The sequence below is a fragment of the Pseudaminobacter sp. Soil_N_29 genome, assembly GCF_057656055.1.
The window spans coordinates 120,119-140,444 of sequence record NZ_JBDGLC010000005.1; the positions used below are offsets into that span (position 1 = coordinate 120,119).

A 20,326-nucleotide genomic window follows, 5' to 3' on the forward strand; every position below is an offset into this window, starting at 1 on the left:
GTACATGTCAGTCGAAAATCTTCTGATCGTGTTGGTGGCTGGCCTGGTTTGCGGATGGCTGGCCGATCAGATCGTGCAGGGTGCCAGGTTCGGGATGGTCGGCGACCTCATCATCGGCGTGGTCGGCGCATTCATCGGCACATGGCTTCTGCCCAAGATCGGCCTGACGATCGGCACGGCGCTCGTTGCCTGGTCGATCAACGCTGTCATTGGGGCGCTGGTGTTGCTGCTGATCGCAAGGCTGGTTCATGATGCCGGCACCTGGCAGCGCCATCACTGGGGCAGGCACTCATGACCTTGGCCCCGCGGCCGCCCCAGGCAGCCGCGAAGCAAGGTCAGCCGAGATTATAGGCGGGCGATAGGACGAGCGGGGCTCCAAAGGCCCCGCTCGTAATGTGTGTGCCAGCGTCGCGCCGGTGGTGTCAGGCGACTTCGACCGGCGCTTCGGAAGCCTTCTGCGCGCGCAGCAGCATACCGAACAGATCGCGCGGCTCGTCGGGGTCGGCCAGGAGGTCGAGCTCTTCATAGAGGCCAGTTGATTCCAGCCGGTCACGCACATAGCGAAGCGCCGAAAAGTCCTCGATGGCGAAGCCGACGGAATCGAACAGCGTGATCTGCGTCTCTTCCTTGCGGCCGAGCGCCCTGCCGGCAATCACCTGCCAGAGTTCGGTTACCGGATGGTCGGGCGAAAGCTGCTGGATCTCCCCCTCGATGCGCGTCTGGGGCGGATATTCCACGATGATTTCCGAACGCAGCAGGATGTCGTGATGCAGTTCGGTCTTGCCCGGGCAGTCGCCGCCCACCGCATTGATGTGAACGCCGGAGCCGACCATGTTGTCGGTGAGAATGGTGGCGTACTGCTTGTCCGCCGTCACCGTGGTGATGATGTGGGCGCCTTCCACCGCCTGCTCGCCGGAGGTGCAGATGGTGATGTCGAAGCCCATGCCGGCCAGGTTCCGCGCGCATCTGCGGCTGGCCTCGATGTCGATATCGAACAGGCGCAGCTTCCTGATGCCCAGCAAGGTGGCGAAGGCCAGCGCCTGGAATTCGGACTGGGCGCCGTTGCCGATGATGGCCATGCATTCGCTGCCCTTCGGCGCCAGGTATTTGGCGGCCACCGCCGATGTCGCCGCGGTGCGCAGCGCGGTGAGGATCGTCATTTCGGTCAGCAGCATCGGATAGCCCGAGCCGACATCGGCCAGAACGCCGAACGCCGTGACCGTCTGGCGGCCGCTGCGCGTGTTCTTGGGGTGGCCGTTCACGTATTTGAAGCCGTAGAGATGGCCGTCGCTGGTGGGCATCAGCTCGATGACGCCCTCATGGCTGTGCGACGCGACACGCGGCGTCTTGTCGAAGGCTTCCCAGCGCCGGAAATCCTCCTCGATATAGCCGGCGAGTTCCTTCAGGAAACGTTCGACGCCGATGGCCAGAACCAGCTTCATCATGTTGTCGACACTGACGAAGGGAACGATGTTCAGTTTGGGCAGCATGATTTCAATAACTCCTCGTGGGCCGGTCCATTATGCGGCGCCCCATCAAACTCGCCGTGAGATCGACCATCAGCGTTGCCGTTCGGCCGCGCTCATCCAGAAAGGGGTTCAGCTCGACAAGGTCGAGGCTGGTGACCAGTCCGCTGTCGTGCAGCATTTCCATGGCCAGGTGCGCCTCGCGGAAGGTGGCGCCGCCCGGCACGGTGGTGCCGACCGCCGGCGCGATGGACGGATCGAGAAAGTCGACGTCGAGACTGACATGCAGAAGGCCATTTTCGGCCGCAACGCGTTCCAGGAAGGCGCGAAGCAGCGGCGCGATGCCGTGCTCGTCCACGGCGCGCATGTCGTGCACCGTGACGCCCGCGCGGCTCAGCGCGACGCGCTCGGCCGGGTCGACGCTGCGAATGCCGAGCGCGCAGACCCGACGGGGATCGACCGTCGCCTCAAGAGGCGGCAGGTAGCCTTCGAAGCCGGGTTGGCCGGTCGCATAGGCAAGCGGCACGCCGTGCAGGTTGCCGCTGGTCGTGGTGTCCAGCGTGTGGAAGTCGGGGTGGGCGTCGAGCCACAGCACGAACAGCGGACGGCCGATTTCGGCGGCGCGCCGGGCAACGCCGGAGACCGTGCCGGCCGAGATGCTGTGGTCGCCGCCAAGAAAGATCGGCATGCCTTCGCCGCTCGCGGCATAGGCGGCTTCGGCAATCACACCTGTCCAAGCCGAGATGGCGCCGAGCGCCTTGAGCGACTGGTTGGCGTGCTCGATCTCACGCAACGCTTCTGGCACAACCGCGCCAAGATCGGCGACGGTGTGGCCCAGTTCAGCAAGCGCGGCAACAAGGCCCGCCGTGCGCAATGCGCTCGGCCCCATCTCGCAACCCATGCGCCCGGTTCCATCCTGAACCGGCGCCCCGACAATCCTGCAATGCATGCGACCCCGAAAATCCCGAAAGCAATTCCGGCTACATTGAAGCGGCTTGCGCTGGCGAAATGAACAGGCTGAATTGGCAATCAAACCGGCATTGTCTATCATTTCGGCAGGCCATTTTGCCAAAATGAGAATGCCATGGATGCCCTGGACGAAAAGCTCATCACGCTGCTGCGCCACGACGGCAGGCGCAGCATCTCCGATCTGGCGGCCGATCTGGGCGTGTCGCGCGCCACGGTTCGCGCCCGCCTGGAGCGGCTGGAGAAGGCCGGCGACATCATCGGCTACACGGTGATCCTGCGGGCGGATGCCGTGGGCCAGCCGGTGCGCGGCATCATGATGATCGAGATCGAAGGCGTTGCCGCCGACAGGGTGATCCGGGCGCTGGGTGGCTTTCCGGAGGTGTCGGCCGTGCACACGACCAACGGGCGCTGGGATCTGGTGGCCGAACTCGGCACGGCCACCCTGACGGATTTCGACGCGGCGCTGCGGCGCATCCGCCTGATACCCGGCATCACCGGCAGCGAGACAAACCTGCTTCTGGCAACGCCGCGCAGCACCAAGGCGAGGCTTTAGGCAGCCCCGCCTTGCCTGCGCGTCAGCGCGGCTCGGCGGAAAAGATCTTGCCGGGGTTGAGAATGCCGCGTGGATCGAGAGCGGCCTTGATCGCCGCCATCGTCTCGTGCTTGGCCGGGCTGTTGTAGAGCGCAAAGGCTTCGCGCTTTTCCAGGCCGATGCCGTGCTCGGCCGAGAAGGCGCCGCCCATTTCGGTAAGGCCCGGATATAGGATCGCCTCCATGGCCTCATGCGGCAGGTCATCGTTGAGGCCGAGCATGACATGCAGATTGCCGTCGGCGAGATGGCCGAAAATGTGGACGCCGACGGGATCGGCCAGCTGCTTAAGCTTCGGTTCGACTTGGCGGGCATAGTCGCCGAGATTGGCGAGCGGCACCGAGACGTCGAAGGAATGGACGTGCGGCCAGACGCGGAACAGCACGTCGGCATCCTCGCGCAGGATCCAGAAGAAGTCGCGCTGGCTGTTGTTCTGCGCCAGGACGGCTTCGCTGACCAGCCCCTCCTCGAACAGCGCCTCGAGATGGGAGAGGAACTTGTCCTGGCCGTCGCCCTCCGGCGTCTCCTCGGTCTCGGCCAGAAGCAGGAAGGCGCCCTCGCCAATACCGATGGCCTCCAGCGACTGGCCGTGCTGGGCGGCGATGGTTTCGGCATATTCGCGCCAGAGAATCTCCACCGCGCGCAGGCGGTCGCCGAAACGGTCGCGCAGGTTCCGGGCGACAGCCAGCGTCTCCTCGATGGTCGCGAAGGCAAACAGCGCCGTGGCGGCCACCGGCCGCAACGGCTCGAGCCGGATCGCAAGCCGGGTGATGATGCCGAGCGTGCCTTCTGAACCGGCGATCAGGTCGGTGAGGCCGTAGCCGGTGTTGTTCTTCAAGACGCGGGCAAGATCACTGACCAGCGTTCCGTCGGCGCGCACGAACTCGCAGCCAAGCAGGCGGTCGCGCATGGTGCCGAAGCGGAAGGCCTCGATGCCGCCGGCATTGGTGGCGGCAAGGCCGCCCAGCGTCGCGCTGCCGCGCGAGGGCAGATCGATGCCGGGGCTGAGGCCATGCTCGGCCGCGGCCTGCTGCAGCGTCTCCAGCGTCACGCCGGCATCGGCGATGGCGACCCGACCGACGGGATCGATCTCGATGCCACCATTCAGGCGGCGGGTGCTGACGATGAGGCTGCCGGGCGCCGATGCGGTGCCGCCGACCAGGCCGGTGCGGCCGCCATGGGTGACCACGGCAATACGCTCGGCATTGCACAGCGCCAGCAGTGCGCACAACTCGTCCACGGAGCGCGGCGACACCGCGGCACCGGCCGCGAAATTGTCGACGTGGTATCCCGGGTCCCAGTCGCGAAGCTTTTCCTCACGCAGCACAGGCCCGGCTATGGCCTCGATCCTGGCAAGCGTGGCGTCATCGAGCGGAGTAGATGGTCGGGGGCTGGTCTGGGTCATGGTGGGTCTTCCTCGGGACGGCACAGCACATGCGCGATCTCGGGATGGGCGGCAAGCCAAAAATACGCCGCGCGCGCCCGCAGAAGGCCCCCGGACGGATTGTCGCATTTTCCGCCGGAAACCCGCACTGGCCCACTCCGGCCGCGGCCGGACACGGCACCCCGTGCGGAAATTTGGTCAGTCATAGGGTGGCAATGGTCGAGGCATACCCTACCTAGGGGTTCAGGAAGCACTTGGAGGAAGTAATGCAGAGCCCGTACCATACGACACTCGAAGACCTCCTGAGCGACCCGGTCGTTCACAAGGTGATGGCGCGCGACGGTGTCCGCGCCGAGGACGTGAGACTGCTCATGATGCAGGCCGCAGAGCGGATGGCTCGCCGGCAATACCCCCGCCGCCCCTTCGACGCCAACCAGCTTCTGAGGGGCGAACCCGCCAATCTCTGACATCCACCCGGCGCGCGGCTTTCCCCCGGCGCGCCATATCAATCCACCTCCCACTGCCGATTTGACCTGACGCAAGGCAAGCTTGTGCGAAGCCGTCTATCACTCGGAATTGCAAGTCGGCAGTGGGAGAACTCATTCCTTTGGCCACCATCGGCAAGATCTTGGTCGTCGCCTCCGACGAAGGATTTCGAAGGTCGCTGGTGTTCGTGCTCGAAGCCGAGGGCTTCGACGTGGAGCCCCACGCCCACCTGTCGAAGGCAATAGCTTCCCCCCGCGCCAATTCGGCAGGCTGCGCCGTGGTCGACGAGGACGCGATGCGGGGACGCGCCTCGGCGTGGAAGGAGCTTGGACGATCCGCCCGGCCCATCGTGCTGCTTGCCGACAGGTTTCTGCCGCTGCCCGACCTGACCGGTTTTCCCGACGCCAAGGTGCTGATCAAGCCGTTTCTGGGAAGCACGCTGGTCGAGACCGTGCGGCTGGTGTTGTCCCGTACCGACGCGCCGCGGACTTCGGTTCGCTAGGTTTCCGGCCGGGTACCATGACTACGTATTTCCACGTACGGACATAACCGAATTCCGCCCCGGCATATAAGCGCCAATTCTATCGCCTCGGAGAACTCTCGGAGGCCGTCCCATGCTTGCCTATGCGAATTCCCGCAACGTGTCCGTGCTCAACGAGCCTGACGCCGCCAGCCGCCACCACGCCTCGCTTTTCTCGCCCTGCCAGCAGACCATCTATTTTCCCGCCGGCTCGGAAATCTATGCGCAGGGCGAAGCGGCAGGCTACGTCTATCAGGTCGTGTTCGGAGCCGTTCGCGTCTACCGGCTGATGGCGGATGGCCGCCGCCAGATCAGCGCCTTTCATCTCAGCGGCGAGATCTTCGGCTTCGAGGCCGACCCCACGCACCGCTTCTTTGCCGAGGCGATCAATGCGGCCGGCATCCGCAAATTCTCTCTCGCCTCATGCGAGGAAATGTCCCGCGAACTCCTACCGCTGGCGCTTCGCAGCCTGATACGGACGCAGGACCACCTGCTGGTGCTGGGCCGGCAGGCCGCCGCCGAGCGCGTGGCGGCATTTCTGCTCAATATGGCCGAAAGGCAGGGCGGAACCAGCCGCATAGACCTGCCCATGCCGCGCATGGACATTGGCGACTATCTCGGCCTCGCCATTGAAACCGTGTCGCGTGTATTCTCGATGTTTCGGGAAACCGGAGCCATCCGCCTTCACGGCCTGCGCAGCGTCGAGATCCTGAGATGGGACATCCTTCAAAACCTGAGCGACTGAGCCCGGCCTATCCGAGCGGCCGCTTCCCATGATCGTCGACGATCAGACGCCGGCTGTCGACTTCCTCAGCAGACCGGAGACCTTTCGGCTGACGGGCCCTGTCGAGGTGATCGAGACGCATATCTCGCTGATCTTCCTTGCCGGAAACCGCGCCTTCAAGATGAAGCGGGCGGTGAGGCTGCCCTATGTCGACTTCTCGACCCCCGACTTGCGCATGGCCGCCTGCGAAAAGGAGGTGGCGCTGAACTCCGCCACGGCCCCCGGCCTCTATCTGGGCGTGCGCCGCATCGTGCGCGACAACACCGGAAAGCTCGCCCTCGACGGCGCAGGAGAGCTGGTCGAAGCGGTGGTGGAGATGGTGCGATTCGACCAAGGCTGCTTGTTCGACCGGATGGCAGCGGCGGGCGAACTGACGCCGAAGCTGATGCAGGAAGTCGCCCACATGGTGGCGCGGTTTCACGCTGAGGCGCCCCGGGCGCGTGAGAAGGGGGCGGCCAGCATGCGGGCCGTGCTCGACATAAACGAAGCCGGCTTTTCCACCAGCCACGTCTTCACGCCCGACGAAGTGCGCGCCAGCGCCGGCAGGTTCCGGATGGAACTGGATCGCCACACCGCCGCACTGGACCGCCGCGCCGACGCCGGAAAGATCCGCCGCTGCCATGGCGACCTTCACCTGCGCAACATCTGCATGTTCAACGGTGCCCCGAGGCTGTTCGACTGCATCGAGTTCAACGACCGGATCGCCACCGTGGACGTTCTCTACGACTTGGCGTTCCTGCTGATGGACCTGTGGCATCGCGACCTGCGCGACTTCGCCAATGTGGTGATGAACCGCTATCTGGACGAAACCGGCGACGACGACGGCTTTGCGCTGCTGCCGTTCTTCATGGCGGTGCGGGCAGCGGTGCGCGCGCATGTCACCGCCACGCAGGTCGAGGAAAGCGAACTGAAGTCGGAGGAACTGGTGACAGCGGCGCGCTCCTATTTCGAGCTGGCCCATGCGCTTCTGGAGCGCGTGCCCGCCGCCATCGTGGCTATTGGGGGCTTGAGCGGGTCGGGAAAGTCCACGATCGCGGAGGCAATGGCGCCTCGCATCGGCGCACCTCCGGGGGCGCGCCTGGTCGAGAGCGACCGGCTGCGCAAGGCGATGTTCGGGGTCTCGGCCGAAACCCGCCTCGCCGTCGAAGCCTATCGGCCGGAAGTATCCGCGAAGGTCTATCGGGCGCTCGGCGACCGGGCGAGCGCCCTGCTGCAGCAAGGCGGATCGGTGGTGGCCGACGCCGTGTTCGACAGGCCCGAAAACCGCGCGCTGATCGAAGCTGCGGCTTCGCAAGGCGGCGCGGAATTCACCGGCATCTGGCTCGACGCGGACGCCGGCACGCTGCTGCGGCGGGTGGGCGAACGCACGGGAGGGGCGTCGGATGCCACGGCCGAAATAGTGCAGCAGCAGCTTGGGCGCGACGCGGGAGAAATCGGCTGGAACCGGGTGGACGCCACCGGCACCCCGCCCGCCATCGTGAACGCAATCCTGGCCCTCAAGGACCGAACCGCCAGCTGCGAGAACGCGGAGACCGAGCGGATCGGCGAAGCTTGAGCCAGATCAAGGCCGGCACGGTTTGCCGGGACTATAGGATGGCCGACGCGCGCTTGCAGGACAGGCGCTGCACCTGCAATGCCGCGTTTTGCTCGCGAGACATGCCATGAGCTACTATCTCAGCAAGTCGTTGCCCGGGCCGTTCGACACTGTCGTGGGAAGGGTGATCCAGGCTCTGGCGGCCAGGGGGTTCGGTGTTCTGACGACCATTGACGTGCGCGACACGCTGAAGCGCAAGCTGGGCGTCGACTTCAAGCCGTACACGATCCTCGGAGCCTGCAATCCGCATTACGCCTATCGCGCGCTTCAGGCAGAGGACAGGATCGGCACGATGCTGCCCTGCAACGTGACGGTGATGGAGAAAGCCCCCGGCGAGATAGAGGTTTGCGCCATCGATCCGGTCGCGTCGATGTCCTCCGTCGGCAATCCGGAACTGGCCGACATTGCCTCGAAGGTTCGCGGCCTGCTGAAGGAAATCGTCGACGGGCTCTGACCGGGCCGCTTGCCAGCGAAAGCAGAGACCGCGCCCTTGAACGAAGGCCTGTTCCATCGATCGCTTCTGACGCTTGCCGGCATCGGGCTCGTCGTTGGCGCCGCGGCTTACGTCTTCGATTGGCCGGTGGATGCCGGCTGGATTTGGGCGGCGGCAGTGGTGCCGGTCATCGCCGCGCTCGCCATTTCGATTCTTCGCGACTTCTGGATCGGGCGGATAGGCGTCGATGCCATTGCGCTGCTTTCGATGGCGGGCGCGCTTGCGCTCGACGAGCCGTTCGCTGCCGTGGTCATCGCCATGATGTATTCGGGGGGCAACGTGCTGGAGGATTTTGCCCGCGGCCGAGCCGAGCATGACCTGCGCTCGCTGACCGATCGCACCCCGCGCGTGGCGCATCGAAAGGCCAGCGACGGGATTGTCGATGTTCCGGTTGCCCAGGTGGCGATCGGCGACGAGCTGCTGGTGCGCGCCGGCGAGGTCCTGCCGGTCGACGGCGAGCTTCTCGACACGACAGCGACCATCGATGAATCGGCCCTGACCGGCGAGCCCATTCCCGCCACCCGCCGCAAGGGTGAGACGCTGCGCAGCGGCACGGTGAACGCGGGCGAGGCCTTTCGCTTCCGGGCCATCGCGCAGGCGGGTGCCAGCACCTATGCCGGCATCGTGCGGATGGTGGAGGCGGCGCAGACCGCCAAGGCCCCCTTCATGCGCATGGCCGACCGCTTTGCCCTGCTTCTGCTGCCGGCAACGCTTGTCGTCGCGGGAGCGGCATGGTGGGGTTCGGGCGACCCTGTGCGGGCGCTGGCCGTGCTGGTGGTGGCCACGCCCTGCCCGCTTATCCTGGCCGCGCCGGTGGCCTTCATCGGCGGCGTTTCGCGCGCGGCCAAGGCCGGCGTGCTCATGAAGGGCAGCGCTGCGCTGGAGGCTCTGGCCGGGATCCGGACCGCCGTGTTCGACAAGACCGGAACGCTCACCGAAGGCGGCGCCAAGCTTCTCTGCATGAAGACCAAGCCCGGCGTCGAGGCGGATGAAGCGCTGCGGCTGGTCGCATCGCTGGAGCAGGCGTCGCACCACGTGCTTGCCGAAACCCTCATCGCCACGGCGAGGGCACGGGGCTTGCCGCTCTCGCAGCCGAGCATGGTCCAGGAACATCGCGGCTCGGGGATCGAAGGGCTGGTCGACGGCAGGAAGGTCCGCGCCGGTTCCCGTAGCCTTGTCTGCGCCGACATGAAGTTGCCCGACTGGGCCGAAAGCAGCGCGGCCGCGACCCGGCACATGGCGGCGCTGACGCTCTACCTTTCGATCGCTGGCGAGCTGGCGGCCGTTCTCGTGATGGGCGACGAGATCCGCCCCGACACCCCGAAGGCCCTTCAGGGCCTGCGCGATGCCGGGGTTTCGCGCATGATCATGGTGACCGGCGACAACGAGGCCGTGGCACGTGCGGTGGCAGCCGAGCTCGACCTTGACGAGGTTCTCGCAGAGCGCAGCCCGGCCGAAAAGGTCGACGCCGTGCTGGCCGAAACGGCCGTCCAGCCCACGATGATGGTGGGCGACGGCATCAACGACGCTCCGGCGCTGGCGGCAGCCAGCCTCGGCGTTGCCATGGGTGCGCGCGGCGCCACGGCATCTTCGGAAGCGGCAGACGTGGTGGTGCTGGTGGACCGGCTGGACCGGGTGGCGCAAGCGCTGGCGATCGCCCAACGCACCCGCTCCATCGCCCTGCAGAGCATCGTGGTGGGTCTCGCCTTGTCAGGTGCCGGAATGGTGGCGGCCGCATTCGGCTATCTGACGCCCGTGGCGGGAGCACTGTTTCAGGAAGCGATAGATGTCGCGGTGATCGTCAATGCGCTGCGAGCACTTGGTCCCGGCCAGCTGTGGCCTGTGCTGCAGGACGCGGAGGCCGAATTGGCTGTCCATTGACGCTGATCAAGGCGACTCCTTGCGGCGGCTATAGAATTTTTGCCCGGTCCGGCTTCGACGGACCGCGTTATCCGAAACGGAGCAATGCCATGTTACGGAAACTTGTGATGGTCGGCGCGGTGCTTTCCCTGACCGGAACCACCGCCCTCGCGGCGAATGAGTATTTCGTGGTTCACAAGCCCGATTCCAAGAAATGTGAGATCGTGTCGCAGAAGCCGGACGGCAAGGAATTGATACAGCTCGGCCACGCCCATCGAACCAAGATGGGCGCGGAACTGGCCAGGAGGGTTGCCCGCGCCTGCAGGTGAGGGCCCCTTGGACACTGGCCGGTCGTATGCTGGCGGCCGGCCGTGACGCTTCCCGAAACACAGGCAGGTATTGCAATGTTATTGAAGGAAATGACGTGGCAGGAGAGCATCGACCTGATCTCGGCATCCCGGCTGGGGCGCCTTGCCTGCGCGAGAGAAAACCGCCCCTATGTGGTGCCGATCCATTTCGCCTATGCCAATGATTGCCTCTATAGTTTCTCGATGCCCGGCCAGAAAATCGACTGGATGCGCGCCAACCCTCACGTTTGCATCCAGGTCGATGAGTTTTCCCAGCACCGCGAGTGGCGCAGCGTCGTGGTCTACGGGCTTTTCGAGGAATTGACCGACACGCCGCAGTGGAAACGCGAGCGCAACCACGCCTGGACGCTGCTGCATGAATTTCCGAACTGGTGGGAGCCCGGCGGCCTCAAGCCCGGTCCGCAGCCGGTAGTGCGCGATTCCACCCACATCTTCTATCGCATCCTGGTCGAGACCGTCACGGGTCGCCGGGCCATCGAGGTCGCCCCCGCCGACGAGCCGGCGGGTACCCACCCTCGTCGGGGCTAGTTCCCGTCAGTGAGCCATGAAAACCGGCAGGTTGGCCTTTTCGATCATCGTCCTGGTCACGCCTCCGAACAGGCGCTCCCGAAGGCGCGAATGGCCATATGCCCCCATCACGATCAAGTCGGCGTCGAGATCCATCGCATGCTGCGCGAGCACGTCGGCCACGGCGCGTCCGCCGCGCGGGAGACGATCCACCGCGACCTTGATGCCGTGGCGGCCCAGATACGCCGCGACGTCCGTGCCCGGCTCCGGGCCGCTCAGGTCGAGCCCGGCCTGCGGATCGACAAGCGTGACGTGCACGCGCTCCGCTCCGGGCAGAAGTGGCAAGGCCTCGTGCACGGCGCGGGCCGACTCGATGCGCGAATCCCAGGCGACGAGGACGGTCTTCGGCCGCAAGGTCGGGACCTTGCCGTCCGGCATCAGCAGCACCGGACGGGCGGATTCGAACAAGGCTCCGCCTATGGCGGCTGCCCGCAAATCGCCGTCATCGAGCAGTTCGGCGCCAATCAGCGTCAGGTCGCTGTAGCGCGCGCGCTGGCCGATTGCCTCGTCAGCCCAGACGACCTCGGAATAATAGCCGTTCACGTCGCAAGACGTGCCGGCGGTCGCTGTTAGCTGGGAGATCTCTTCGACGCGCTGCTTGAGCTCGGAATTGTCTTTCTCGCGTTCCTGCAGCCATGGCTCGGACAGAACCGCCGCATAGGCGCCGACCGGCGGCGGTGCCGCCAGGCACACGACCAGCACGGACAGATGAGCCTGCACTTCGGCACAGAGACTAATCGCCCGCCTGACATCGCGATCCGACTGGTGAACACCGACAACGCAGAGCACGGTCTTGAAGAACATTCCGAAACTCCTTGCCACGCCGCAAAGTCTTTCTAGCGAAGGCGGACAGCCCCTTCATTGCGCTGGATCAAAGCCCGGACGCCGAACAAGATTTGCCGCGTTGACCCGGGTCAAGGCAGAGGCCGCCAAACGGTGCCATTCATCTCAAAAAGGGAGGACGTGATGAGAAAGACCATCAGGTCCCTGGCCATCGTTACAGGATCATGGTTGCTGGCGGCAGGGCTGCTGCCGGCAACGTGTTTCGCGCAGGACATGTCGCTCGGCCAGCAGTATTACAAGAACTTCTGCGCCGCCTGCCACGGCATTCGCGGCCGGGGCGACGGGATCATGGCGCAGGTGCTTACCCGAAAGCCCGCCGATCTCACCGCCCTGGAACGGAACAATGGCGGCAAGTTCCCGATGGAGAAGGTGGTGGCGACCATAGACGGCCGCTTCATGGTTCCGGGCCACGGCGAGCGCATGATGCCGATCTGGGGCGATGTGTTTCGCCAGGAGAACAAGCCGGCGACCGCGCCAAACGGGGTCGAGTTGTCGGCCCAGGACAGGATCCTTGCCCTCGCCTACTACATCAGGTCGCTGCAGCAGCAGCAGTGATGCCATATGCGGCAGGCGCCAGCCGATTTTGACCCGGATCAAGGCGCGCCGTCATGCGCCCTATATGGATTTCCTGACGTTGCTGGGATCGAACCGGAAAGCCCGTCGGCAGGCGGCCGAGGAAAGGAAGTGCCGTGGCGTACAAGACCATACTCCTCAATCTCGACATCGACCGCCGCTCGACGCTGCTCATGAAGCTCGCGGTGGACCTGGCGCAGCGGCTCGACGCCCGGCTGATCGGGCTTGCCGCTGCCGACGTTCCGCCCCCGATGGCATCGGCCGACGGCATGGTTTTCGACGGCGAGCTGGTGGAGTGCGAGCGCGAGAACATAGAGGCGAAATTTGCCGAACTGCGCACGAAGCTGGAGCAGCTTGCCGGCACCGCCGTGGAGCTGGAATGGCGCGAGGAACTCGCAATCCCGACCCGCCATGTCGCGGAGGCGGCACGCTCGGCCGATCTCATCATCACCGGTCCGCCGGACAAGAGCGCCAGCGCAAACCTCTATCGCTCCACCGATCTCGGCAGCCTGGTGCTGAACGCCGGGCGGCCGGTTCTGGTGGCGGCCCTGGATGCGGAACGCCTTGCGACCGACAAGGCGCTGGTGGCCTGGAAGGACACGCGCGAAGCGCGGCGCGCGGTGGCGGATGCAATTCCGCTGCTTACCCTGGCGCAGGAAGTGGCTGTGGTGACGGTCGAGGAAACCGAAGGTTCGATTTCGAGCACAGGGGTGGAGGAAGTCGCCGCCTACCTGGCGCGCCACGGCATCAAGGCACGCGCCGAGATCATCGCCGGCCACGACGACAGCGCGGCGCTTACCAGCCATGCGCGGTCGATGAAGGCCGATCTGGTCGTATCCGGCGCCTACGGCCACAGCAGATTGCGGGAGTGGGTCTTCGGCGGCGTGACCCGTTCGCTGCTGGGCGAAAACGGCCTGCACCGCTTCATGTCCAGCTGACCAGGACCGCCGCCGCCGTTCTCAGTGCGCGCCACACCGGAGGCGATTAAAGGACAGGCGGCTTCTTTGCCTCGTGGGACATTGCCATAGCCGAGGCTCGCCTTCCCCCTCACGAGGGCGGGCTTGCAGCGTCGCAATGGGCTAAAATCACCCGCATTCCCATGCGTTCGGAGGCGGGTTTTTCCTGATCGTTGCCCTAATTATCATGTGATAAAACCAGTCTCGAACCTGGTGCCCGCATCATGCCGGCGAGAGATATTTCAGGCCTGTATGGCCGTTTCCTCCATGAGGTCGTGTCAAACCGCTTCGACGGTCCGGCGGGCTATGTCCTGGCGCTTGTGTCGGTCGTCGCGGCCTTCTGCATCCGTTTCGCTCTGCAACAGCTTCTCGACGGTCGCGCCTCGTTCATCCTTTTCATCCCCGCAATATTGCTGGCATCGGTTGCCGGCGGCATCGGACCAGGGCTCGTCGCGGTCGTCTTGTCCCTGCCGGCCGCATACTATCTGGGCGGCGGCGCGCCCAGCCTGCCCGCCGACGCATTTCAGTTTGCCCTGTTTGCCTTGGTGGGCCTTGCCATAGCCTGGGTAGGAGAGAGGCTCCACCACGCGCAAAGGCTTGCGGACAAGACGGCGCGCGAGCTCGAGGCGAGGGAAGCGCATCTGCGCTCTATCCTGGACACGGTTCCCGACGCCACCGTGGTGATCGACGCGGCTGGAACCATCATCACCTTCAACGCCGCGGCGGTGAGGCAATTCGGCTATTCGGAAAGCGAGATCGTGGGCCAGAACGTTCGCGTGCTGATGCCCGAGCCCTATCGCAGCGAACATGACGGCTACATCAACCGCTATTTCACGACCCACCAGAAGCGTATCATCGGGCTCGACCGTGTCGTCGTCGGCCGGCGCAAGGATGGCTCGACCTTTCCGATGAAGCTTTCGGTCGGCGAAATGAGCTTCGGCGGCAGCATCTATTTCACCGGCTTCATTCATGACCTGACCGAGCGCCAGGCGTCGGAATTGCGCCTGCACCAGGTGCAGGGCGAACTGGCCAGGCTGGCGCGGCTCAACGAACTGGGCGAGATGGCCTCAACGCTCGCGCACGAGCTCAACCATCCGCTCTCGGCGATAGCCAATTACGTGCAGGGCTGCATCCGCCTGTTGCGCGACATCGACGACGGCCTTGCTGCCAAGATGCGCGAGGCGCTGGAAGAGGCCGCGCGGCAATCGTTTCGCGCCGGCCAGATCATCAAGCATCTGCGCGAATTCGTGACGCGCGGCGAAACCGAGAAGGCGCCCGAGGACGTGCGCAGGCTGGTGGAGGAAGCCGGCGCGCTGGCCCTGGCTGGCTCCCGCGAGCAGGGCGTGCGTTCGGTTTTCGACTTCGCGCCGGGGGCCGACACGGTGATGGTGGACCGCGTGCAGATCCAGCAGGTGCTGGCAAACCTGATGCGCAACGCCATGGAAGCGATGCGCGAATGCGAGCGCCGGGAACTGCTGGTGCGCACCTCGTCAAACGGCGATGGCATGGTGACCGTGGAGGTTGCGGACACCGGGCCCGGCATACCGGACGAGATCGCGGCGCAATTGTTCACCCCCTTTGTCACCACGAAACCGGGAGGCATGGGCGTGGGGCTTTCCATTTCCAAGCGCATCGTGGAGGCGCATGGAGGCGAAATGGCCGTCAGGCGGAACGATGATGGCGGCGCGACGTTTCACTTCACCCTGCCGACAATATGACAGGCGCGCTGCGGCATGATTGACCCCTACGTCATCCAGATCGTCGACGACGAGGAGCAGGCAAGGAAGTCCCTCGCCTTCCTGCTGACCACGGCCGGCTTTGCGGTGCGTACGCACGAGACGGCCGCCGCGTTTCTTGCGGTCGCGCCCAACATCCGCAACGGCTGCCTGCTGACCGACCTGCGAATGCCCGACATCAGCGGCGTCGAGTTGCTGCGCTGCCTGCGGGCCTCCCATATCAGCATGCCGGCCATCGTCATTACCGGCCATGGCGACGTGCCCATGGCGGTGGAGGCGATGAAGGCCGGCGCGCTCGACTTCATCGAGAAGCCGTTCGAGGACGAAGTGCTGATCGAGGCCCTGGAACACGCCGTGCAAACCCATGCCAGCAAGCCGGCCGGCGCCGAGGAGCTGGCCGTCGTGCAGGCGCGGCTGAACCAGTTGAGCGAACGCGAACGACAGGTGCTTTCCGGCGTGGTGAGCGGGCTTCCCAACAAGACCATCGCCTATGAGCTGGACATCAGCCCGCGCACGGTGGAGGCGCACCGCGCCAGCGTGATGGCAAAGATGCAGGCAAGAAGCCTGCCCGAGCTGGTGCGCATGACAATGGCCGCGCAGTTCGACCTACATTGACTCCCGGCGTCGGTCATTCGTCCGGACCGCACCAGCCCGGAAGATAGCTGGCGTCCGGGCCATGCGCCACTGCCAGCGCCTGCACGAGCGCTTTCTGGAAATCGCGCTCCAGCGTCGCGAGATCGACCTGGCGGCGCAGGAAATCGGCCCAGAGGAACTCCGAGTATGGCGTGGCGTCCTTGCCGTAGCCACCTGCCCTGCGCAAGGCACCGGCAAGCGAGCGGTAGGGGTCGTCGGCAAGATCGTCGATGGCCTTCGGAAGCCGGTCGAGAGGCTTTCGTTTCCCGGCGGCATCGTAGGGGTGCAGCCAGTTGCGGTTGTCCATGAACGTCCAGAATGACGGCTTGGGGAGCGTGCTGAGATCGGCGACGAGCCTCACCAGAACATGCTCCACCCTTTCCTCGTAAAGAGCGCGGACGAGATGGTGATTGTCGATGAGATAGTGCCGCTGCTTTGGACCCAGCACCGCCGGCACCATGTGATGCCCCAGGAACTCCGACCCGCCCTCTTCCGAACGCCGGCGCCACTCGACGCGCTTCTGGGAAACTTCGCGAAAGCCGACCGTCATCTGCGTGGGCCGCAAAGTGGCGATCTCGACCGGGTGAAGCAGCGGCTCGACGTCACGCTTCATGATGGCAACCTCCCTGGTCCTGGATCGATGCGGACACGGCCCGGACCGCATCGTCGACGCTGTAGCTGCTGCGTGCCTGAAGATCGGCCGCGCCGGCCGCGAGCAGCAGGTCGCTGACGCGGTGGTGCAGCCGGGCAAGCTGTACCCTCACGCCGGTTGCAGATATGGCGCGGTCGAATTCCAGCAAGGCGTCGAGCGCGGTGCTGTCGAACTCCGCACTTTCCTCGAGGCTGACGACGACCGCCCTGACCGTCGGCTCGGCCGCGACCTTGTTGCGGATCACGGCAAAGGTCCGGTCCGCATTGGCGAAGAACAACGGCTCGGTCGGCCGCCAGATGGCAATCCCTTTCGGCAGCACGGCGTCTTCATGGCGAGCGACGTCGACATAGTCATGCGAGTTGCCGACTTGGCCCAGCCGCGCGACATGCGGGGTGGCAAGGCGCTGCACCAACGCAATCAACGATAGCGCGATTGCCACCAGCATGCCGGCCAGCACGCCAAGCAGCAGCACGGAGGCGGCCGCGCCGACGGCGATGTAGAAATCCCTTCCAAGCCGCCACAGCCGCAGGAACGGCGCGAGGTCGAGCGAATGGGTGAGAGCGGCAATCACCACCGCGGCCAGCACCGCCTGCGGCAATTGCGCGACGAGCGGCGCGGCGAAGGCGATCAGCACGGCAAGCCCGAGCCCCGCGATCACGGCGGTCGCGCGGGTCCTGGCGCCGGCCGCCTCGCTTGCCGAGCCGGCCGAAAAGCCGGCGCCCACGGGCATGCCCTGCACGACCGCGGCTGCAAGATTGGCAAAGCCGAGCGCGCCGAGCTCGCGGTTGGGCTCGACGGAATCGCCATGGCGCAGCGCCAGCGCCCGGATGGTGCCCCAGGATTCGGCAAACAAGATCAGCACCAGCGGCACGGTGAACTGGGCAAGCGTTGCATATTCCGGCCAGCCGAGCGCCGGGAATGCAGGCCAGCGGGGCTCGAGGTTGATCGCGCCCACTACCGCAACGCCTTGCCCCGGCAGCCCGAGGCCCAGCGATGCCGCCACCCCCGCCGCCAGCACCAGAAAGGCGCCGGGGACCGCCGGAAAGCGCTTCAGCAGCAGGAGCGCGACCAGCGCGACGGCACCGATCGCCAGGCTCACCAGATTCCATTGCGGAAGTGCGGCGGCCAGCTTGGCAAGCAGGGACCAGATATTGGGTACGGAAACCTCCACGCCGGCGAGCCGCGGCAACTGATGGATGATGATGGTTATGGCAAGGCCGAAGGCAAAGCCGCCCAGAACCGGACGCGAAATGAAGCCGGTGAAGCCGCCAAGCCGGGCTGCGGCCGCGAACAGGAAGAGGCACCCGGCCAGCGCAACCACGATCGTGGCAAGAGCCGGCTTGAAACCATCGGCGCCCGGGATCGATGCGAGCGTCGCCGCCAGAATTGCGGCGGAAGAAGAGGTCGGCGAGACGATGGCAAAGCGGCTGCGGCCGAAGGCGGCGTAGGTCAGGCAACCCGCAATGCCAGCCAGGATGGCGCGCTGGGGCGGCAAGCCGGCAATGGATGCGTAGGCCACCGCTTCCGGCAGCAACAGGCCGGCCACGGAAACGCCTGCAATGAGGTCGCCTTTGCGCATGCAGCTGATCTAACGCCGCAATCTGTGGCGCTGGCAAGAGGCCCCGCGGCGCAACCAGCCGCGCGGTGATTTCCCAGAAGATTCGGCGCTGCCTGCCTCAGATGTCGATGACGAGCGAACCCTTCGGCTTCGAGCAGCACAGCAGCACCTCGCCCGCCGCAAGCTCGTCGAGCGGCTCTTCGAAATAGGCGACCTCGCCTTCGATCAGGCGCGACTTGCAGGTGCTGCAGACGCCCGCGCGGCAGGAGAAGTCCGGCGTCAGGCCCTGGTCCTCGGCAAAGGCCAGCAGCGATTCCGCGCTGTCGTCCCAGACGGCGGTGCGGCCCGAACGGCGGAATTCGATGGTGAGCTGGTCGCCCGTAGCCGCGGCCTCGCCTTGCGGCGCCGGCGGCGTTTCGGCGGCCGGTTGCACCCGGTCCGGCTCCAGCACGGTCGCGGGGCCAAAAAACTCGTAGGCGATGCGCTCCTTCGCGATGCCCAGCCCGCGCAGCGTGCCATACATCGCCTGCATGAAGGGCGGCGGCCCGCAGAGATAGACCTCGTAGTCGTCGAGCGGCAGCAGGCTCTGCAGCAGTTCGCGGGTCACCACCCCTTCGCTGTGGTGGCGGGCGGCGGGGCGATCGGCCTCGGTCGGGAAGCGGTAGCAGAAATGCACGCCAATGCCGTCACGCGAGGCCGCCACGGCCTCGACCTCGTCGCGCAGCGCGTGCACATCGCCGCTGTCGCAGGCATGAATGAAGAACACCCGGCGCCCGGTGCCGGCAAGCGCATGCAGCATCGAAACCATCGGCGTCAGCCCGACGCCGCCGCTCAACAGCACCACCGGCCGCTCGCTCGTCTCGTCCAGGACGAAGTCGCCGCGCGGCCCTTCCGCCAAAAGCACATCGCCGACCTCGGTGCGGTCGTGCAGGAAGGACGAGCACGCACCCGCCGGCAGCTCGGGCGCCGCTGCCGGCTCGCGCTTGACGGTGATGCGATAGCGGCCGGGCACGGCCGGCGAACAGGAGACGCTGTAGTTGCGCAGCACGAAACCGCGCTCGCCTTCCACCGGCAGCTTGAACACCAGGAACTGGCCGGGCGCAAAGAGCCGCCAGCCTTCCGGCTGCAGCGGCTCCAGGTAAAACGAGGTGATGGTGCTGCTTTCACGAACCTTGGCGACAACCTTCAGTTCGCGAAAGCCGCTCCTGCCGGCGGCTTCGATGCCCGCGACTGCGTTCATTCGGCGGCCTTCTTGTCTGCGCCCTCGGCGGCGATCAGCTGGCCGAGATTGCGCCGGAAGCGCAGCGGGCCGACGTCGATCTTCAGGTCGAGGTTCGGCGTGCACATGTTCTTCATGCCTTTGTGCACGGCGTTCAGAACAGCCCGATCTTCCTCGAAAGCGCCACGCACCGAGGCGGCAAACTTGCGCGACACCTCTTCGTCGTCGGGCGCGAAGTTGCGCATCTGGAACCAGTAATACCTGGTGTGGTCCTCATCCACCGGCGTCATGAAGTTGTAGCTGTCCATCAGGAACACGTCTTCATGCAGCGGCTTGTCTTCGCCGCCGGTGTTGGCCGGCGCGAAGATCGCCTTGATGATCGCGTTGCTGGGATAGTGCACCTCGTAGTGCTGCTTGCGGTCGCAATTGCCGCCGAACTTCAGGAACGGCTTGTAGAAGGGCGCCGGCTCCACGTCGTGCATCCAACGCCACACCGTGACGCCCTTTTCGCCCACCGTGGTCTGCAGCGGCAGGTCTTCCATCGCCTGCACGCCGCCGAACGACGACTGGTGCACCCACGACACGTGCGAGGGGTCGAGCAGGTTGTCGGTCATGTAGAGATAGTTGCACTCGAGCATCATCGACTCGCCGCGGTTTACACCCCAGGCCGGGTCGCCCCAGTGCTCGACCTGGAAGATCTCGGACGGGTCGGCCTTGTCGGCAACGCCCATCCAGATCCAGAGCAGGCCGTAGCGCTCGACCAGCGGGTAGGAGCGCACGCAGGCCACGTGCGGGATCTTCTCCGCCCCAGGCACGCGCGTGCAGGTGCCGGTGCCGTCGAAGGTCAGGCCGTGATAGCCGCACTCGACCTCGTCGCCCTTGATGCGGCCCATGGACAGCGGCAACTTGCGGTGCGGGCAGGCATTCTCCAACGCCACCGGCGTGCCGTCGGTCTTGCGGTAGAGAACGATCTCCTCGCCCAGCACCTTGATCGGCTGGAGCTGGCGGCCAACCTCGTGGTCCCAGGCGGCGACGTACCAGGCGTTTCTCAGAAACATCAGTTCCTCCTGTATTTT

Annotated in this window: 22 protein-coding genes; 14 read left to right on the forward strand and 8 right to left on the reverse strand. The window is 65.6% G+C overall.

The genetic code is table 11. The features are described from left to right. Positions 1–4: 4 nt before the first annotated feature. Positions 5–295: a GlsB/YeaQ/YmgE family stress response membrane protein gene (locus AC3A4H_RS13330; protein WP_348780010.1), complete on the forward strand. Its 291-nt coding sequence runs from the start codon at positions 5–7 to the stop codon at positions 293–295. Between the two features lie 127 nt (positions 296–422). Here the strand turns inward: AC3A4H_RS13330 and AC3A4H_RS13335 are convergent, their stop codons facing one another. Next, the gene (locus AC3A4H_RS13335) at positions 423–1,490 is read right to left on the reverse strand and encodes an ornithine cyclodeaminase (RefSeq protein ID WP_487767088.1); all 1,068 of its coding nucleotides are present in this window, start codon (positions 1,488–1,490) and stop codon (positions 423–425) included. 4 nt (positions 1,491–1,494) lie between these two features. After that, positions 1,495–2,415, reverse strand: a complete 921-nt coding sequence (gene rocF, locus AC3A4H_RS13340) for an arginase (RefSeq protein WP_487767089.1) — start codon at positions 2,413–2,415, stop codon at positions 1,495–1,497. Positions 2,416–2,505: 90 nt separating this feature from the next. On the opposite strand from rocF, the gene AC3A4H_RS13345 reads away from it, so the two are divergent. Then, positions 2,506–2,988 (forward strand): Lrp/AsnC family transcriptional regulator, encoded by a 483-nt coding sequence (locus AC3A4H_RS13345; RefSeq protein WP_487767308.1) that lies wholly within the window; start codon positions 2,506–2,508, stop codon positions 2,986–2,988. 22 nt (positions 2,989–3,010) lie between these two features. Here AC3A4H_RS13345 and AC3A4H_RS13350 read toward each other — a convergent pair whose 3' ends face one another. Continuing rightward, the gene (locus AC3A4H_RS13350) at positions 3,011–4,429 is read right to left on the reverse strand and encodes an FAD-binding oxidoreductase (RefSeq protein ID WP_487767090.1); all 1,419 of its coding nucleotides are present in this window, start codon (positions 4,427–4,429) and stop codon (positions 3,011–3,013) included. Positions 4,430–4,674: 245 nt separating this feature from the next. On the opposite strand from AC3A4H_RS13350, the gene AC3A4H_RS13355 reads away from it, so the two are divergent. From AC3A4H_RS13355 to AC3A4H_RS13390, 8 genes are all read left to right on the forward strand, one after another. Further along, positions 4,675–4,875, forward strand: coding sequence for a hypothetical protein (locus AC3A4H_RS13355; protein WP_487767091.1), 201 nt, complete (start codon positions 4,675–4,677; stop codon positions 4,873–4,875). A gap of 140 nt (positions 4,876–5,015) precedes the next feature. Next, on the forward strand, positions 5,016–5,396 hold the full coding sequence (locus AC3A4H_RS13360) for a response regulator (RefSeq protein ID WP_487767092.1): 381 nt from the start codon (positions 5,016–5,018) through the stop codon (positions 5,394–5,396). A 112-nt stretch (positions 5,397–5,508) separates the two neighbouring features. Beyond that, a complete protein-coding gene (locus AC3A4H_RS13365; RefSeq protein ID WP_487767093.1) occupies positions 5,509–6,159 on the forward strand; it encodes a helix-turn-helix domain-containing protein in 651 nt (216 codons plus the stop codon). A 28-nt stretch (positions 6,160–6,187) separates the two neighbouring features. Next, entirely contained in the window at positions 6,188–7,753 is a 1,566-nt protein-coding gene (locus tag AC3A4H_RS13370; RefSeq protein ID WP_487767094.1) for a bifunctional aminoglycoside phosphotransferase/ATP-binding protein, read from the forward strand. 106 nt (positions 7,754–7,859) lie between these two features. Then, complete coding sequence (locus tag AC3A4H_RS13375) at positions 7,860–8,246, forward strand: DUF302 domain-containing protein (RefSeq protein WP_487767095.1); 387 nt, start codon at positions 7,860–7,862, stop codon at positions 8,244–8,246. A 36-nt stretch (positions 8,247–8,282) separates the two neighbouring features. Then, positions 8,283–10,166, forward strand: a complete 1,884-nt coding sequence (locus AC3A4H_RS13380) for a heavy metal translocating P-type ATPase (protein WP_487767096.1) — start codon at positions 8,283–8,285, stop codon at positions 10,164–10,166. Then, positions 10,163–10,474, forward strand: a complete 312-nt coding sequence (locus AC3A4H_RS13385) for a hypothetical protein (RefSeq protein WP_487767097.1) — start codon at positions 10,163–10,165, stop codon at positions 10,472–10,474. The genes AC3A4H_RS13380 and AC3A4H_RS13385 overlap by 4 nt, the downstream gene beginning before the upstream one ends. 75 nt (positions 10,475–10,549) lie before the next feature. Next, a complete protein-coding gene (locus AC3A4H_RS13390) occupies positions 10,550–11,041 on the forward strand; it encodes a pyridoxamine 5'-phosphate oxidase family protein (protein ID WP_487767098.1) in 492 nt (163 codons plus the stop codon). 6 nt (positions 11,042–11,047) lie between these two features. On the opposite strand, the gene AC3A4H_RS13395 is transcribed toward AC3A4H_RS13390, so the two are convergent. After that, positions 11,048–11,884, reverse strand: coding sequence for a universal stress protein (locus AC3A4H_RS13395; protein ID WP_487767099.1), 837 nt, complete (start codon positions 11,882–11,884; stop codon positions 11,048–11,050). A 162-nt stretch (positions 11,885–12,046) separates the two neighbouring features. Here AC3A4H_RS13395 and AC3A4H_RS13400 point away from each other — a divergent pair, with 162 nt between their 5' ends. From AC3A4H_RS13400 to fixJ, 4 genes are all read left to right on the forward strand, one after another. Continuing rightward, entirely contained in the window at positions 12,047–12,478 is a 432-nt protein-coding gene (locus AC3A4H_RS13400) for a c-type cytochrome (protein ID WP_487767100.1), read from the forward strand. A 134-nt stretch (positions 12,479–12,612) separates the two neighbouring features. Continuing rightward, complete coding sequence (locus AC3A4H_RS13405) at positions 12,613–13,434, forward strand: universal stress protein (protein WP_487767101.1); 822 nt, start codon at positions 12,613–12,615, stop codon at positions 13,432–13,434. A 242-nt stretch (positions 13,435–13,676) separates the two neighbouring features. Further along, positions 13,677–15,170 (forward strand): PAS domain S-box protein, encoded by a 1,494-nt coding sequence (locus AC3A4H_RS13410; protein WP_487767102.1) that lies wholly within the window; start codon positions 13,677–13,679, stop codon positions 15,168–15,170. 15 nt (positions 15,171–15,185) lie between these two features. After that, positions 15,186–15,803 (forward strand): response regulator FixJ, encoded by a 618-nt coding sequence (gene fixJ / locus AC3A4H_RS13415; RefSeq protein ID WP_487767103.1) that lies wholly within the window; start codon positions 15,186–15,188, stop codon positions 15,801–15,803. Between the two features lie 13 nt (positions 15,804–15,816). Here the strand turns inward: fixJ and AC3A4H_RS13420 are convergent, their stop codons facing one another. From AC3A4H_RS13420 to AC3A4H_RS13435, 4 genes are all read right to left on the reverse strand, one after another. Beyond that, complete coding sequence (locus AC3A4H_RS13420; protein WP_487767104.1) at positions 15,817–16,434, reverse strand: ParB-like protein; 618 nt, start codon at positions 16,432–16,434, stop codon at positions 15,817–15,819. After that, a complete protein-coding gene (locus AC3A4H_RS13425) occupies positions 16,424–18,052 on the reverse strand; it encodes a SulP family inorganic anion transporter (protein WP_487767105.1) in 1,629 nt (542 codons plus the stop codon). The genes AC3A4H_RS13420 and AC3A4H_RS13425 overlap by 11 nt, the downstream gene beginning before the upstream one ends. 97 nt (positions 18,053–18,149) lie before the next feature. Next, positions 18,150–19,271 carry a 2Fe-2S iron-sulfur cluster-binding protein gene (locus AC3A4H_RS13430; protein WP_487767106.1) on the reverse strand — a complete coding sequence of 374 codons (1,122 nt, stop codon included), beginning with the start codon at positions 19,269–19,271 and terminating at the stop codon, positions 18,150–18,152. Next, positions 19,268–20,308: an aromatic ring-hydroxylating dioxygenase subunit alpha gene (locus AC3A4H_RS13435; RefSeq protein ID WP_487767107.1), complete on the reverse strand. Its 1,041-nt coding sequence runs from the start codon at positions 20,306–20,308 to the stop codon at positions 19,268–19,270. The genes AC3A4H_RS13430 and AC3A4H_RS13435 overlap by 4 nt, the downstream gene beginning before the upstream one ends. Positions 20,309–20,326: the final 18 nt, after the last annotated feature.